Source organism: Pedobacter sp. MC2016-14 (assembly GCF_020991475.1).
In the GTDB taxonomy this organism is placed as follows: domain Bacteria; phylum Bacteroidota; class Bacteroidia; order Sphingobacteriales; family Sphingobacteriaceae; genus Pedobacter.
Genome location: NZ_JAJMPA010000001.1, coordinates 1355613 through 1371753 on the forward strand (window position 1 = coordinate 1355613; position 16141 = coordinate 1371753).

The following is a 16141-nucleotide window of genomic DNA, read 5'->3' on the forward strand; positions in this document are numbered from 1 at the left end:
ATCATTAAAAAATAGAGAGATGAAAAAATATATATTATACATGTTTTTATTTACACTGGCACTCGGCTCTTGTAAAAAAAACGAAACAGAGACAGCTAATGTTGACGATCGTTTATCTGCTGCTTTAACTGCGTATCAGACTGAGTTGACAGGTGCTCAATATGGTTGGAAAGGTTACCTGTTAACTGACTCTAAGATTTCGGCTACTTTCTTAATGAAGTTTACAAGTAGTAACAGAACAACCATGTCTGCAGATTATCTAACAACTCCAAAGGAAAGTTCGTATCGCCTAAAAGCATTACAAAGGCCAATGTTACTGTTTGATACTTATTCTACACTTCATTTGCTTGCAGACCCAACGCCATCAAAATTTGGGGGAGAAACCGGGGACGGTTATTTTTCAGATTTCGAATTTGCTTTTGTTTCGGCAAGTCCTGATACGATAAAGCTTGAGGGAACCTTTAATAAAAGTAAATTAGTTTTAGTAAGGTCTAAATCTGATGCGGACAATGCTTCTGCATTTACTGCAGGCGAGCAAATTGCAGATATATTATCACGATTACTAACCTATTTTAAAAGAAGTACCATTGGTGGAATAGAATGCGAATTAAGGGTAGATCCTGCCAATAACGTTTTTGGCTTCAACTATCTTGATGGTGGCGTGCTCAAAACAGCTAGCAGCAATTATTATGTTTCAGGAAATAAGATAAATTTGTTTAATCCAATAACTATTGGTAATACTGTTATTTCAGCATTGGAGGATGTTAGTTTTGACGCTGGTGCGAATGTTATTAATACAAAAATTTCTGGAGGCTCTGCTATACAGATTAGAGAAGCAATAGCCCCGTTAAAATATGATATAAATGGTGCTAGTAGTTGGAGGGCATGGGCTGCTGCAAGTACATATGTTTCGTCGGAATTAGGCTTTCATATCAATGGCGTAGACGATGCGCTTAATTTGCGGTCACTTGCAGGTTATGTTAGAATTGATTATCAACCAAATCTTAGTGCGCCATATGATGGTGCGAGGATTAGAGCGGCAGCAAGCTATGGCCCTGCTATATTGCCAACTATTACAGCTGGTGGAATAGCAATTTTTCCAAATAGTGGTTTTCAATTTGGGACAATTCCTGCTGCAGCTGCCACTATTTATGCGAAATACCTTGCTCAATATACGCAGCCGCAGGGATATTACCTGATACAAACCAACGGTGGTACTACACAGACTATTACTTATGATATGGTAAGTGTATCAGATGCCAAGGCATGGGTGAGCTGGCATTACTAATATAGCTATACACTCTATAATTCAAGGCTGGTTGCATATTCGCAACCAGCCTTTTTCATTTTACCCGAACAATCTTAACCCTAAAACTGTTCATCAATCTATGATGACAACTCTAATGGCTCTAACTTCGGGTGGATACATATTTCTTCTCGTTACGTTATTGGCTATTGCGCTTCCTTATTATTTCAATTCAGGTAAAAAGGAGAAACCCGGATGCGTAGCTGTTGGCTTGGGCGCAATAATAGCCTGGGTATTACTCATGGCTCCCGCTACAATTAGTATTCAGCTTTTTGAAACTGGTAATACACCAATTCGAATCGGCATTGTTTGTTGCTGGTTGGTTTTATTGGGTGTACTCATTGCCATTAAGAGATCTAAAAAGGCCAATCTGGGTTGGTCTATTGCTATGTATGCATTCTTTGCCGTAGGGGCTGTATTATTTGCCATAATGATAGCCGGTATGGCGTACTTCGTGTACCTCCGCATGTTTACCCATGAAAAAGATGATGCTCCAGTATGGGCGGTATTCCTCTGCATATTTTTTGTAGCTGTAATAGTTTTGGCTGTAATTGGGCAACTCTTCAATACTAAAAAACTAGGTAAAGATGGAGAAACTGACTTCGATAACCTTGATAAGGCAAAGCTGAGCCCAGAAGCGGTGCAAACTTTAAGTCTTTCTGGAAAAGGCTACCAAAAATTCCCTCCAGAAATATTAAATTTCACTAATCTGGTTAATCTTGACCTTAGTAATAATGAAATCAATGAATTGCCTGCAGACATCCTAAAGTTAAAATATCTGGCATCTATTAAGCTGTCTGGAAATCCCATTGATGATGCACAAAGGAGTAAGATTAGAAAGTTATTTCCGCCAGAAACTGAACTAATTTTTCGTACATAAAAAATCGTGAAGAAAAATGAATGAATTGATGAATTTCTTTGCCAGCTTTGATGTACCTATACCAGTACTTGTTTTCTTAATGGTATTTAGCTGTGGCATCGCAATATTCCATACCATAATATTTACTGGGTTGTATAGCCTAAGCATTCGGCCCAAATGGCTCTTCTTTGTTCTGAATCCATTAATTGTGGGCCTTGCTTACCTTTACCTGCCAGGTTTTGCTATGTTGGCTCTTGCTCTGCTTGCAGCTTCTATCTTTTTATTGGCATTTGTTGGGATGATTTTTTCAGGTATCGCCAAAGCGAAGGAAGACAAGAAGGTGCAAACAAGTTTTAATGCTAAATATAACATTCCTAAAACCGCGAGCTGGAAAAGGCTGGTTGGAACATTAGGCTTTTTTGCCTTAATAGCACTGGGTATCTGGTTGCATGCTGAGGGTAAATTGAAGCTTCTGCTATTAATTATTCCCTTGCTCATTGTTATAGATGCCATCTTTTTACCTTCAAAAATCACTAAGTTTTACAAGCTCCAGGCAGTTTTACCTACCTCAAAGATGAATAGTGTGGCCATGGGGTTGGTTGAGGTTGTTGGAGATCTTGTGCAAACAAATCCTATTATTTCGCCTCATTTTAATACGCCATGCATCGGTTATTCCATCCGCATTGAGCAAAAAGGGAAAGATAGCGACGGTAAAACAACATGGACAACCATTTTTAGAGAAAGTAAAACCGGCACATTTAAGATAAAGGATGATACCGGAGCGATAACAGTAGATGGCGAAGGACTTGAATACTATGTGGAGCGGGTAGATAGGGACGGACAAAGTGGAGACAAGCGTTACTACGAGACTTATTTAAAACATGATGACTACATATTCTTAATAGGTAAAGCCACTAGCAACAATGGTGAAACGCTAATTGTAAAAGACGATTATCATAAAGTTTTTGGTGCCGCGCTTCCGCATGAAGTAGCTATCCGTAATAAATTTGCACCGCTCTATAAATCGTTTTTAGCTACTTTGTTCTTTATTACTTTAATTATTGTCTACATCATTATAACCTAAAATTTATGACTGCACAAAATATTGCTTTGATTATTGGTCTGCTTCTCATTTCAATAGCATTAAGCTACTTTATTGGCATTTATAATAAACTGGTGATGTTAAAAAACAACATCGAAAAGGCCTTCATGAATATAGATGTCATTTTAATGCAGCGTGCCGAGGAAGTTCCGGAATTGGTAAAGGTAGCTTCTAAATTTATGGAGCATGAAAACTCTATGTTGATGAGGCTAACCCAGTTGAGAACTGATTTTTTAAATGCGAAGTCTATTGATGAAAAAATAGAAAATTCTGCCGAGTTGTCTAAGCTTACAAAATCACTATTTGCTGTTTCCGAAAATTATCCTCAGCTTTCTTCAAATAACAATTTTGTAGAACTTCAAAAGAGGGTGTCGCAGATGGAAGACAAGATTGCAGACCGCAGAGAGTTTTTTAATGACAGCGTTAATTTGTACAACATTGGCATAGAAGAGTTCCCCAATGTGTTATTAGCAAAATTATTGGGATACCATCAACGGAATTTATTTATTGTTTTACCAGAAGAAAAGGCATACAATGGGATTCAATTTTAATCATTTTTTTGGTTACGAAAATATCATCAATAAAAACCCTGACCTGGTGCTGATTTATGGTTTTGCATTCATTATATTTGGAATGCTGGCACTAACTTTCATCGGTTTTATTTTTGGCAAACTTGGCTTCAAAATTATTAATGAGCACTTTATTGGGCCTTTAACCCTTTCTCTATTTTTGTGTTTACTGGTTGCAATTGTTCCTACAGTGGTATTGAAAATTGTTGCTAATGATGTAAGTGGGGTTAAACTGCTCTATTGCTGGCTTACTATTTTTTGCGGAATCACTTTTTTCTGTTTTTCTAATTACGCTATGCTGGGCAAATGGGGGCGTAGCTTTAGGGATTGATCTGTTGTTTACTTATATTTGCATCATGAAACGGATAATTATCATCTTTCTCTTTATCCTGGCAACTGCCGCCGCTATCAATACTCCAGCCAGTGCTCAATGTGCTATGTGTACCATCAACGCAGAACAAGGCGTAAAAAATGGAAATACACAAGCTAAAGGAATTAATAGTGGTGTACTTTACCTTATGGTGATGCCTTATTTGTTCATCGGCGGATTAGGACTGCTTTGGTATTTTAAGTTCCGTAAAAGACCATCCATAACAGGTACTACATTGTAAAAATGAGCAGTACATCCAAATTCTCCGCAATAGTACACTGTAAATGCCCACAGTGCCGAAGAGGGGATATTTTTACCGGAAGTTTATATGGTTTTGATTTGCAGCGGACCAACGAGTATTGCAGCCATTGCGGTATGCGCTTTGAAATAGAACCAGGTTATTTTTATGCAGCTATGTACGTTAGTTACGCCATGAATGTAATGGAGATGATTACTGTAGGGGTATTAACTTATATACTATCAGGCGGCTATCTGGAATTTGACTCTTTCTGGTTATACATTACCACCATTTTTACGGGTTGCCTGCTTTTGGCGCCTTTCAATTATCGCTACTCCCGTGTAATTTTACTACATTGGCTTACACCAAAATTAAAGTACAATACTATTTATGATCAGCCATGATTAAACAGGAAACACTTGATTTTTTAACCAAAGTAGCGCAGAATAATAACCGGGAATGGTTTGCGCTGCATAAAGATGAATATGAAACTGCACGTGAAAATGTATTAGATTTGGTAAAGGACCTGATCCCTCAATTGGCTAAAATAGATCCTTTAATTTCTGGCGATACCGATCCTAAAAAGGCAATTATGCGCATTTACAGGGATGTTAGGTTTAGCAAAAACAAAGATCCATATAAGACTAATTTTGGAATGTGGTTCTCTGCTAAAAGTAAGGGTGGTAATGAACCTGGATACTACCTGCACCTGCAACCGGGCAATAGCTTTGTAGCGGGTGGTTACTGGATGCCTGAAGCCCCCCATCTAAAACTGATCCGTCAGGAAATAGATTATAATATTGGTGATTTCCTGGAGATTATTGAAGATAAAACTTTTGCTGCCGATTTTAAGCTAAGCACCAGCAACGCACTCAAAAATGCGCCGAAAGGTTACGATCCGGCAGATCCTAATATTCAATACTTGAAACTTAAAAGCTTTGAAGTACTTAAAAAGCTAACGGATAAAGAGGTTTGCAGTGCCAATCTTGCTGCCCGGTTAGCAGGCTACTATAAAACGATACATCCGCTTGTTACCTTTTTAAGAAATGCCATAGACCAATAAACCAATACAATATGAAACTTACTTTCTCTACTCCAATTCTTGCTTTTGCCTTTTTCCTTCTTGCAGCTACCATAAGTTCCTGCGTAGTCTTATCACCTAAAAAATATAAAGCGCTATTGGCTAAACAAGATTCTTTGAACACGGGCTGGACAGAGTCGCAACTTACGGCTGAAAACTTGAACAATACAATTGCTAAACTGAAAAGGGATACTGCCGACTTAAATGGCCAGCTGGCAGATTTGCACGCTCGTTATACAGAAATGGACGGTAACTATGCTAAATTGCGTAGCAACAGTTCTTCTGCAATCAATAAATTATCAGAAGATTTAAAGAAACGTGAACAGCGTTTAAAAGAGGTGGAAGAAATTTTGCGTAAGCGTGATGAAGCCACCAACCAGCTTAAAGAGAAATTACAGCAGGCTTTGCTGGGCTTTACTAAAAACGGCTTAACGGTAGAGATCAAAAACGGAAAGGTATATGTATCCCTGATGGATAAGTTGTTGTTCCCATCTGGAAGCATTGTTATTGATGAAAAAGGAAAACAGGCGCTTGCTCAGTTGGCAAAAGTTTTAAAGGAGCAGCCGGAAATTAATATTGCTGTTGAGGGGCATACAGATTCTCAAAAGATCAATAACCTTGGACAAATTAAAGACAACTGGGACCTGAGCGTGCTAAGGTCTACATCTGTAGTACGCTTTTTAACAGAGATAGAAAAGGTTGAAAGTGTGAGGATGACCGCTACGGGTAAAGGAGAGTTCCAGCCCCTGGCTCCGAATACAAGTGCAGAAAGCAGAAGCAAAAACCGCCGTATTGAGATTGTGCTTTCTCCAAAATTGGATGAGCTTTACGACTTAATTAAGCAATAGGAACCTCATATACAAAAAGAGCCGGATTGAAATTTCAATCCGGCTCTTTTTGTATATTTTAATTTTATAATTTGTTTAAAAAGGGCTTTTAAAGTCTTTAAATAGAGGTAAAACCAAATCCTTATCAGACAGTAAAAAGCTTTCGGACGATACATCGGCACTCCAGTTGATGTTCAGGTCTGCATCATTCCACATTACCCCAATTTCTGAATCTTTATCATAATAATTACTCACTTTATAAGTGAATATGGTATTATCCTCCAGGGTAAGAAAGCCATGTAAAAAGCCTGGTGGAATCCAAAGTTGCTTGTGGTTTTCGCCAGTAAGTTCTATGCTGTAATGTTGTCCATAGGTTGCAGAATCTGTTCTGATGTCTACTGCAATATCAAGTACGCTACCTTGTATAACCCTTACCAGCTTGCCTTGTGCAAATGGATTTGCTTGTGCGTGCAGGCCCCTTAGTGTACCACGCTGAGAAAAGGACTGGTTATCTTGTACAAAATTAATATCTATACCTGCTGCACTAAAAGCACGGGCACTGTAACTTTCGTAAAAATAACCGCGCGTATCTTTCCATACTTTTGGTTCTACAATTAATAAATCGGCAATTGGAGTGGTTATCAGGTTCATATTAAAATTAATCTACATATTCCATAAGGGTACGAAAGGCAACAAGCTTCTCCTTAAATTTTTCGTTAAGCTCATGTTGCAGGGCAGGAGCGTACTTATCCTGGTATTCCTGATATTCTGCCATGTTTTCTGCGATATACTGCGCGCAAAAGGTTACGCCTTCATTTGGAGAATCTACCACTTTAAGCAGTCGGTTAGATACGAATTTTCCAGTATCCATTACTTTTGGGATGTGTTCTTCTTTCATCCAGGTTAGCCAGGATTCTGCTACTGCATCCTCCACAATAAGGGTTACGTTGTATAATAACATGCTGCAAAGATAGGATTATGTGCCAATATTATCTCCACGAAGTTTTCTAAAAAGCTTACGTGCTTCGGCGGTAAACATGCTTCCCGGAAAGTCGTTAATGAGCTTTTGATATAAAGCTTTAGCCTCTTCGGGGTTATTCAGTTTCTGTTCATACAAGCCAGCCAGAGTAAATATGGCATCGTCTACCCATATGCTGTTAGACTGGTTAGCGATTAGCTCTTTAAGTAGTAGTTCTGCTTTTCGGAATTCTGAAGCATTGATGTAGATTTTGGATTTGAGCATTAATATATCATCCAGCAAACTATTGCCCGGATAAGCGGTAGAAATGCTGTCTAACTTAATTATAGCTTGCGCTGTTTTACGCTCAAAGACCAGTAATTCTGCACTGGCATACATTTTTAAGGCCAGACTATCTGTAGCAGTCTGTAGGTTATCCGAGATTAGCAGACTCAAGTTTAAGGCATCATTGGCAATAAGCTGTGATGTTGAAGCTTTCAATACATCGGCCTGCGATTTTGAGTAGACGAAATTTCCCTGGTAAAAAGATAGTTTTGTTGCTTTAAAGCGTGCTTCGCTGCCAATAGGTTCAGTCTCGTGTTTGGTAGCTACCTGTTCATATACAAGAAAGGCTTCCCATGGCTGCTCATTTAAGATATAAATATCTCCAAGATCAAGTTTTAGGGATGCGTTTTCTGAGCCAGATATGCCTGGAATTAACAAGGCTTCTTCAATAGCTTTTTGTGCCAGCCCTGCGTTATTTAGATACCAACCCTGTAAGTAAGCCCATTTTTTTATGGCAAAAAGGGTTTGCAGGTTTTTGCCATATTCGTTGAAGATGGATTCATATTGGGTAGCCAGATCCCTTATCGCTGCATTGGAAGTACTGCTTTCTAATTGCTTAAAACGTAGGTTAATCAGCTCTACTTTTGCGTTAAGATAATACTCGTTTTCTTTTCCTTTACTTAGTAAATACTGGTAGGCTTTTGTGGCTGTGGCATAAGCCTGCCCTGCTACAAAAGAAGAAATGGCATTATACAGCGGGGCGCCCTCTCCATGTATTCTTTTATCTTGTGCTATAAGCTGTGTGAGTGCCGATTCGTAATTTTGCTGTTGCAGGTAATTCCAAATGAGCAGCTTGTAGTAGGTTTCATCATTAGGTTTTTTCTTAATCTTTTTTAAAAGCGCAGGTTCAAGAATCTGGTAGTCGGTCTTGGTCTCAAAGGTGCTGCCAAGGATGGTTGGTGTTTCTATCAGCATTTCAGGCATGGTTTCCAGCGCATTTATGAACTCTTCTGCCAGCATGTTTTTATCTTTTTTGAGCTGGTAAATCCGTAACAGTTCATAGGCAAAGGCCTGGTTGTTTTGCAATATTTTGCGGCCCTCTAAAAATATAGAAATAGCAAGATCTACAGATTGTGACTGGAAACAGTAGCCTGCAAGTTCACGAATTTGAAATTCGTCTTTAGGCAGGTTGTTTAGAAAGACAGCAGTGGCTTTTTTTGCATCAGGCTCTTTTCCTGCGCGGCGAAGTAATACAACCTTATCAATATCGGCAGTGTTGCTTTGCGCGCAAAGGTTTACATTTACCGATAGGAATAATATAAGGAGGATGAATCTTGCCATATACAAATATACATTCTCCGCAAATAGCGTGTAGCACCCCTTATTCAAAAACTTTGATGCGTAACAATGTTAGTGTACTGGCGTAACAATATTGGTGTATTTTGTCTTTTGCAAAAGGGTGTTTTGTACTTTTGTTAAGAAAGAAAAAACTGAATGAACCAAAGAAAAATATTTTACCTGTTGATGCTAATCTGCCTGTCTTTTGCTTGCACGCAAAAACAGAAGGTTAGGCTCATCCCTGTAAATGACTTTTTCAGGTTGCCAGAAAAGGCTTATTATTCTATATCTCCCAATGGTAAAAGTCTTGCCTACCTTAAAGTGAAAGGTAAAGAGCAGAATTTATTTGTAGATGATATGGCTACAGGAAAGTCTACCCAGATTACCATTAACAATGGAACTAACATCAGCAGTTATTTTTGGGTAAGTGATGATGAGCTCATTTATTATAAAGATAAAGCAGGCACGCGTAAGCAATCTGATATTTTTATTGTGAATAAAGAAGGTAGCCTGGAACGTAAGTTAAATGGTTGCGAAGAGCCAGATCAGCACCATGCCAGGAGCGAAAATATTAAGATGAAAGTGTTGAAAGATCAGATATTAGAGGGTAAGTATCTGTTGGTTTCGAGTAATAAAAGAGACTCTACTGTATTCGATATTTATCGGATGAATGTACGCAATGGAAAAATGGAGATGGCAGCCCGTAATCCTGGTAATATTACCAACTGGATAACAGATGCAGAAGGTAAATTGCGATTGGCAATTTCCAGTGATGGTGTAAACGAGATTTTACTGTACAGGGATAGCGAATACATGCCGTTTAAACCAATCTTGACGAAGAATTTTAAAAATTCTTTTGTGCCACTGGTATTTGCAAAGGATAAGCCTGACCATATTTATGCAATTTCAAACATTAACCGCGACAAAAATGCGCTAGTACAGCTGGATTGCAAAAGCGGGAAGGAAGATAAAGTATTGTTTAGTAATGATACACTGAATGTGGTGGATGCTCAGTATTCAAAGAGTAAAGCACGTATGACCCATGTGGAGTGCGAAAATTGGAAAAAGGAGAAGTATTACCTCGACCCTTCTGTAAAAGCTTTTTATCATAAGCTGGATAAATTGTTGCCCGGTACGGAGTACAAAATAACGGATATGGATAGGGCAGAGAATATTTTTATCATCAGGACATTTACTGACCGCAGTCCGGGATCTTACTACTTGTATGTGGCCAATACTGGTCGGCTTAAAAAGCTGAGTGATTTTAATCCGGCAATTAAAAAGGAGGAAATGTGTGCCATGAAACCTGTTACTTTTAAGGCGCAGGATGGTTTAGATATTCATGGGTATTTAACACTTCCACTGAATCAGGACCCTGAAAATTTACCCGTTGTGGTTTTGCCTCACAACAAGCCTGAGGGCAGAAATGGCTGGACCTACAATGCGGAGGTACAGTTTTTGGCCAACAGGGGTTATGCGGTTTTCCAAGTCAACTATCGGGGTTCTTCTGGATATGGTAAGGCATTTATGGCGGCTGGTTTTAAGGAATGGGGAGGCAAAATCAGAGAAGATATGAATGATGGCGTAAAATGGCTGATCAGTACTAAAATTGCCAACCCTAAACGCATAGCAATATATGGAAATGGTTTTGGAGGTTATATCGCTTTAAATGCGGCTTACTCTAGTCCGGGAATTTATTCTTGTGCTGCATCCAATTCCGGCATCATTAATTTGTTTAGTTATTTGAAAACCGTACCTCCATTTTTTAAGTCCAATCTTCAAATGGTTTACGAAATTATTGGAAATCCTGATACGGAGATGGAGCATATGAGGACGGTTTCTCCGATTTTTCATGCAGATAAGTTTAACGTTCCTTTGTTTATTGCGCAAAATGCCAAAGATCAAAGGATCAATTCTGGCGAGGTTATCCAGTTTGTAAAAGAATTGAAAAAGAGAAATGTAAACGTTACCTATCTGGAAAAGGATAATATGACCTCGCAGCATAGCGAAGAGGGGCGGGAAAAACTTTATCTGGCACTAGAGCAGTTTCTGAGCGTAAACCTTGCTAAAAAATAAGCTTCTCATGACCTCAGACAAAAAGAGCGGCTACCGTAAGAATTTTTTCCTGATCATGACCTTTAATGTGATGATCTCGGTGTTGTTCATCTTGTCTTTGTTTTTAGCCTACAACTTTAGCAAAAAGTTTATTGAAAATCAGTTTTCTTCTGAAAAGGTTAAAATCCTGGAGGCAAGTATAAAGCCTTACACAGAGTTTTTTCAAAATAAACTACCCGAAATTTCTTATTATACTGGCTACCTGGATTCGGCCACTACGGCAAGATTTGTAGATACTGTGCTGCTTAAATATCCCTTTGTATCTAAAGTTATTTTTTATGATGCCGAAGTTACCAATACAGCTGTTATAGATGGACTAAATACCGGCCATTTTTCATTCGGTCCCAAGTACATCTACCAGTTTGGAAGTTTTGTTCCAATGGATTCTGTGAAATTGTTTTCAAGGGATGATACGCGCAAGTTTAGACGTGGTGACGATTTTAATGCGCAGGGGATCAAATTGATTTCTTACATAGAAAGCCTGGATACTACGCGTACGCCTTCGGCCGAAGAGCTTTTTAGCAATTTCAGTATCGTTAGGTCTAATAAGATCACTTACCTCAATATCCCGCAGATGCAGGATTTAAAAGTTTATAAGCAAATGCTTAGAAGGAAGTTAAGTACTTCGCCGGTTTATCAGCAGGATATGTTGTCTTTTTATCTTGATCCGTATAAAATCAGGATCTTGAATTTGCAGCCACACCTCTATCAAACTATCCGGATAGAGCCTTTAACATACGATCCGCTGAATATATCATCAGATTACTTTACTACAGAGATCACTTTGCCGGGAGCTTTCTCGGATTATAAATTGTATTTCAGTTCTGCCAGGTCGTTTTTAAATAAAGAGATCCTAAATTACTTTTTACCAATTGCCTTTGTGCTGCTGTTTTTTTATGGTATGCTGATGCTGGTTGCTTTTTTAATTTACCGTAACCTTAACATCAACCACAAGATGTTTAAGCTGCAGTATGATTTTGTGAATAACCTTACACATGAATTTAAAACTCCTGTAAGCGTGATTAAGATTGCCGGAAATAACATTAAAAGTTCTACAGCACTATCTGATAAAGAACTGAAATTGTATGGTAAAATTTTGGATGAGGAAGCGGATAAGTTAAACGGCCTCATGAATAAGCTGCTGGCTTTTACCCAAATTGAAAACCGGGCTATACAACTAAACCATGAGGAGGTGAATATAGAGGAGTTTATTGAGGGAACAATAGCTTCTCATCAGCTAAAACATCCTGATTTTGAAATTACCTATGAGATTTCGGGATTGAGTAGGTTTACGTCTGATCCTGTTTTATTGGGGAGTCTTTTTGATAACCTTGCAGAGAATGCGTACAAATATTCTCCTCCTCAAAGGAAAAAACTGCATATTTCTGCTCGTTTAATAAAAGGCAAAGTTATGGTTTTTAGGTTCGCCGATCAGGGTATCGGTATCCCCTCTCCTGAAATTAATCATATCTTTAAGAAGTTCTACAGGATACAAAACCGGTATAACCAAAATGGAAGCGTGGGTCTTGGGCTTGCTTTTTGTAAGGAACTTGTTAATTTTATGGGCGGCGAAATTTCAGTGAAAAGCCGGCTGGATAAAGGGACGGAATTTAAAATAGTATTACCATTTAATGATTAAGCATATGGCTAAAGGAATTAAAATATTAATAGTTGAAGACGACGAGAATTTACGGTTTTTAGTGGTTCATCGTTTAAAGGCCGAAGGGTATGATGTTACTGAGGTAGGAGATGGAGAAACGGCTGTGCAGTCCATCCTGGCAGGAAAGCCTGATATTGTATTGCTGGACTGGATGCTGCCAGGTAAACAGGGCGATGCCGTGTGTGATGAGGTGCGTAAGGAAGGTTTTGAGAACCTGATTATCATGATGACTGCAAAGGCACAAGATATTGATAAGATTGATGCGTATAATTTTGGTGTTTCTGATTATGTAACCAAGCCTTTTAACATGGATGTGCTGGTGGCCTTGCTGGAAAGTAAAGTGAAGTTTTTAATGAATGCCGACCGATCTGAGATTCATCGTTTTGGAGATATGGAGCATCATCCAAATATCCATTCCCTTTTTAATGACGGTAAAAAAATAGAACTTACCATTTTAGAAAACAGGATTCTGTTGTATTTTCTGCGTAATCCAGGTAAGGTAATTAACAGGGAAGATTTGATGATGGAAGTTTGGGGCTATAATGCGGACGTAAATACGCGTACACTGGATATGCATATTGTACGGCTGCGTAAAAAGATAGAATCTAATCCAGATAACCCCCAACTGTTACAAACAGTAAGGGGTATTGGTTATCGGTTTAACATCTAAGCCCTTTTTAAAGTAAATAATGTGATCTCCGGCAGAATACCCACCCTGCCGGGGTATCCTAAAAATCCGTAGCCTACATTTACGTAAAGCTGCTGATTGTTCTCTTGGTATAATCCTGCCCATTCTTTATAGATATATTCTATAGGGCTCCATTGGTAATCTTTTGTGCGCACACCAAACTGCATACCATGTGTATGACCGCTGAACATGGCGTCTATTTGTGGATACTTTTGCAGTACTTCTCCCCTCCAGTGAGAAGGATCGTGGGAGAGCAAAAGTTTTACAGGCAAATCATCTGTGTTTTGTACGGCAAGCTCCATTTTGCCGTATTTAGGAAAACGGCCCATACCCCAGTTTTCTATCCCAAGAATTCCGATTTCTTCTCCATCTACTTTTAAGCGGCGGTGGGTATTCATTAGTAGGTCCCAGCCCATCAGTTTGTGGGTTTTAATTACGTCCTGAAGGTTCTTAACTTTTGCGGGAGAGGACTCTTTACCGAAATGATAGTCACCATAATCGTGGTTGCCAAGAGAAGAATAAACACCCAAAGGAGCCTTTACACGTGAAAAGATATCCTGATAGTCCCGCATCTCTGTCGCCATGTCATTTACAAGATCCCCGGTAAAGAAAATAAAATCAGGTTTCTCTGCAAGCAACAAATCAATACCTCCATTAACTGCCTTTTTATTGTAGAAACTTCCAGAGTGAACGTCAGAAATCTGGCCCATAGTGATACCGTCAAAAGCCTTTGGCAAATTGGGGAGTACAAGTGTTTTGCGTATCACTTTATAATCATAGGCACCAGAAACAATGCCCCAAGTTAAGGAAGTTAAAGGAATTGCTGCCGTAACCAATCCTGCTTTTACCAGGAACTCAGAACGGCTAATTGGCGTTACGTTTTGGCTGCTTGTTTTATCTTCTTTGGGTTGATCTGATTTTTTCCTGTAAAGGAGCAATAGGCCGCGTCGCAGATCATCAATTAATAAGAAGGGTAGTAATACTATTTTGCAAATTGTGCTTAAAAAGAAAGCCACTAAAATGACAGCCCTTAGAGATAGAAACAGGTTTAAATAAATGCCAGCAAATACGCCAAGCAGCAAAGCTGCGGTATAGCCCCACCAGAGTATAGCAAATGTTTTTTTGCCTTTTGCCGTCCATTTTTTAAACACAGAAAGGATGGCTTTGTAGCAATAGTAATCCAGTACCAGCAACAGGATGCCGATGGTAAGTAAAATTGGAAGTCTGCCCATCGTTTATCTGAAATTTATATCGTCATCTTCATCATCCAGATTATCTTCTTCACTAAACAAGCTGCTGAACATATCGGAGAATCCAAAACCTCCGGTGATGTAATTTTTGCTCAACTGTGAATATTCAGCAAGCCCGTGTAGAATAAGCTCCATCATTAGTAAAGTTTGATTTTCACTTAGCTTAGGATGGAATTTTTTTACAAGGTCATAAAGTCCTTCTACCTGCATCAATTGTTCTTTGTATGCATCAGCGCTGAGTGCATCAGACAAATCAATCACATTTGCGTCTGCAAACCAATTGGTAATTGTAGCATATGGATTAGATTTTTTGTTTTTTCTGGCCAGCTCCGGGTCTGGAAAATATCTTGGGAAAAGGCTTTTGATGGCTTTGCCCATCAACTTGTTGGCTACCTTTGCAGGGCCTTCCAGCTCGCCTTCGTAAACCAGCTCTATTTTGCCGGTAACGGCAGGAATTATCCCAACCAGGTCAGAAAGTCTCACAAAGGTAGTTTTCTCTTTACTAATCAGCATACGGCGCTCAGCTGTACTTACCAGATTTTCATAAGCCGAAATGGTAAGCCTTGCAGAAACACCCGATTTTTGATCTATAAATTCGCTTTGACGAGCTTCAAATGCTACCTGTTCTACCAGATCTTTTAGTAGACCATCCACCTCAATATTCGCTTTTTGATCCTCTGTAATTTTTGCTTCCTGAAAAGTGATTTTCCGGGAAATGGCAATGGTTTTAGGATAGTGGGTCAGGATCTGGCTTTCTATGCGGTCCTTTAAAGGTGTAACAATAGACCCTCTATTGGTATAATCTTCCGGATTTGCAGTAAATACAAACTGGATGTCCAAAGGCAGACGTAGTTTAAAGCCTCTGATCTGGATGTCTTTTTCCTGTAGCATATTAAATAATGCCACCTGGATCCTTGCTTGTAAATCTGGTAACTCATTAATCACAAAAATGCTGCGGTGTGCCCTAGGTATAAGTCCAAAGTGGATCACACGCTCATCGTTGTAAGTAAGCTTCAATGTAGCCGCTTTAATGGGATCTACATCTCCAATTAAATCGGCAACTGTTACATCGGGAGTAGCCAGTTTTTCAGTGTACCTTTCTGAGCGGTGTTGCCAGCTAATCGGCGTTTGATCTGCATGAATCATAATCTCATGCTGTGCGTACCAGGAAATAGGATTCAAAGGATCATCAAAAATTTCACTACCAGTAACATAAGGGATGTATTCATCAAGCAGGTTTACCATTAACCTTGCAATTCTTGTTTTTGCCTGTCCCCTCAATCCCAGCAACAATACATTGTGGCGGGATAGGATAGCGGTTTGCAGTTCGGGGATCACAGTTTCATCGTAACCAAGAATACCTTCAAAACCCTCTTCTTTATTTTGAAGTTGTTTAATGAGGTTTTTTCGAAGTTCGTCCTTAACAGATAATGAGGTATAATTTGCGGCTTTTAATTCGCCGAGCGTTTTTATTGAGTTGTAATCCATGTTTTCT

17 protein-coding genes are annotated in these 16141 nt (G+C 39.0%); 12 read left to right on the forward strand and 5 right to left on the reverse strand.

Going from position 1 to position 16141, the window contains the following annotated elements; genetic code table 11:
* Positions 1-19: 19 nt before the first annotated feature.
* The 9 genes from LPB86_RS05640 to LPB86_RS05680 all read left to right on the forward strand — a co-directional run bounded on the left by LPB86_RS05640 (position 20) and on the right by LPB86_RS05680 (position 6373).
* Positions 20-1288 carry a DUF4302 domain-containing protein gene (locus LPB86_RS05640; protein ID WP_230641723.1) on the forward strand — a complete coding sequence of 423 codons (1269 nt, stop codon included), beginning with the start codon at positions 20-22 and terminating at the stop codon, positions 1286-1288.
* A 100-nt stretch (positions 1289-1388) separates the two neighbouring features.
* Positions 1389-2186, forward strand: a complete 798-nt coding sequence (locus LPB86_RS05645; RefSeq protein ID WP_230641724.1) for a hypothetical protein — start codon at positions 1389-1391, stop codon at positions 2184-2186.
* A gap of 16 nt (positions 2187-2202) precedes the next feature.
* Entirely contained in the window at positions 2203-3249 is a 1047-nt protein-coding gene (locus LPB86_RS05650) for a hypothetical protein (RefSeq protein ID WP_230641725.1), read from the forward strand.
* A 5-nt stretch (positions 3250-3254) separates the two neighbouring features.
* On the forward strand, positions 3255-3818 hold the full coding sequence (locus tag LPB86_RS05655) for a LemA family protein (protein ID WP_230641726.1): 564 nt from the start codon (positions 3255-3257) through the stop codon (positions 3816-3818).
* The gene (locus LPB86_RS05660; RefSeq protein ID WP_230641728.1) at positions 3802-4167 is read left to right on the forward strand and encodes a hypothetical protein; all 366 of its coding nucleotides are present in this window, start codon (positions 3802-3804) and stop codon (positions 4165-4167) included. The genes LPB86_RS05655 and LPB86_RS05660 overlap by 17 nt, the downstream gene beginning before the upstream one ends.
* A 25-nt stretch (positions 4168-4192) precedes the next feature.
* Positions 4193-4447 carry a hypothetical protein gene (locus LPB86_RS05665; protein WP_230641729.1) on the forward strand — a complete coding sequence of 85 codons (255 nt, stop codon included), beginning with the start codon at positions 4193-4195 and terminating at the stop codon, positions 4445-4447.
* A 2-nt stretch (positions 4448-4449) separates the two neighbouring features.
* Positions 4450-4848, forward strand: coding sequence for a DUF983 domain-containing protein (locus LPB86_RS05670; RefSeq protein ID WP_230641731.1), 399 nt, complete (start codon positions 4450-4452; stop codon positions 4846-4848).
* Positions 4845-5507, forward strand: coding sequence for a DUF2461 domain-containing protein (locus tag LPB86_RS05675; RefSeq protein WP_230641733.1), 663 nt, complete (start codon positions 4845-4847; stop codon positions 5505-5507). The genes LPB86_RS05670 and LPB86_RS05675 overlap by 4 nt, the downstream gene beginning before the upstream one ends.
* Before the next feature lie 11 nt (positions 5508-5518).
* Complete coding sequence (locus LPB86_RS05680; RefSeq protein ID WP_230641734.1) at positions 5519-6373, forward strand: OmpA family protein; 855 nt, start codon at positions 5519-5521, stop codon at positions 6371-6373.
* 75 nt (positions 6374-6448) lie between these two features.
* Here LPB86_RS05680 and rfbC read toward each other — a convergent pair whose 3' ends face one another.
* From rfbC to LPB86_RS05695, 3 genes are read right to left on the reverse strand one after another with little or no spacing between them, the layout of a single operon-like run.
* On the reverse strand, positions 6449-7003 hold the full coding sequence (gene rfbC, locus LPB86_RS05685; RefSeq protein WP_230641735.1) for a dTDP-4-dehydrorhamnose 3,5-epimerase: 555 nt from the start codon (positions 7001-7003) through the stop codon (positions 6449-6451).
* Positions 7004-7010: 7 nt separating this feature from the next.
* Complete coding sequence (locus LPB86_RS05690) at positions 7011-7313, reverse strand: DUF4286 family protein (RefSeq protein WP_230641737.1); 303 nt, start codon at positions 7311-7313, stop codon at positions 7011-7013.
* 15 nt (positions 7314-7328) lie between these two features.
* On the reverse strand, positions 7329-8936 hold the full coding sequence (locus tag LPB86_RS05695; protein ID WP_230641739.1) for a hypothetical protein: 1608 nt from the start codon (positions 8934-8936) through the stop codon (positions 7329-7331).
* 153 nt (positions 8937-9089) lie between these two features.
* On the opposite strand from LPB86_RS05695, the gene LPB86_RS05700 reads away from it, so the two are divergent.
* Genes LPB86_RS05700 through LPB86_RS05710 form a run of 3 tightly spaced genes read left to right on the forward strand, consistent with a single transcriptional unit; the run spans position 9090 to position 13378 of the window.
* On the forward strand, positions 9090-11009 hold the full coding sequence (locus LPB86_RS05700; RefSeq protein WP_230641741.1) for a prolyl oligopeptidase family serine peptidase: 1920 nt from the start codon (positions 9090-9092) through the stop codon (positions 11007-11009).
* Between the two features lie 7 nt (positions 11010-11016).
* The gene (locus LPB86_RS05705) at positions 11017-12687 is read left to right on the forward strand and encodes a sensor histidine kinase KdpD (RefSeq protein WP_230641743.1); all 1671 of its coding nucleotides are present in this window, start codon (positions 11017-11019) and stop codon (positions 12685-12687) included.
* Between the two features lie 4 nt (positions 12688-12691).
* Complete coding sequence (locus tag LPB86_RS05710; RefSeq protein WP_230641745.1) at positions 12692-13378, forward strand: response regulator transcription factor; 687 nt, start codon at positions 12692-12694, stop codon at positions 13376-13378.
* Here the strand turns inward: LPB86_RS05710 and LPB86_RS05715 are convergent.
* Positions 13375-14628 carry a metallophosphoesterase gene (locus tag LPB86_RS05715; RefSeq protein WP_230641747.1) on the reverse strand — a complete coding sequence of 418 codons (1254 nt, stop codon included), beginning with the start codon at positions 14626-14628 and terminating at the stop codon, positions 13375-13377. The two genes, LPB86_RS05710 and LPB86_RS05715, sit on opposite strands and share 4 nt — an antisense overlap.
* A gap of 3 nt (positions 14629-14631) precedes the next feature.
* Positions 14632-16134, reverse strand: a complete 1503-nt coding sequence (locus LPB86_RS05720) for a sigma 54-interacting transcriptional regulator (protein ID WP_230641748.1) — start codon at positions 16132-16134, stop codon at positions 14632-14634.
* Positions 16135-16141: the final 7 nt, after the last annotated feature.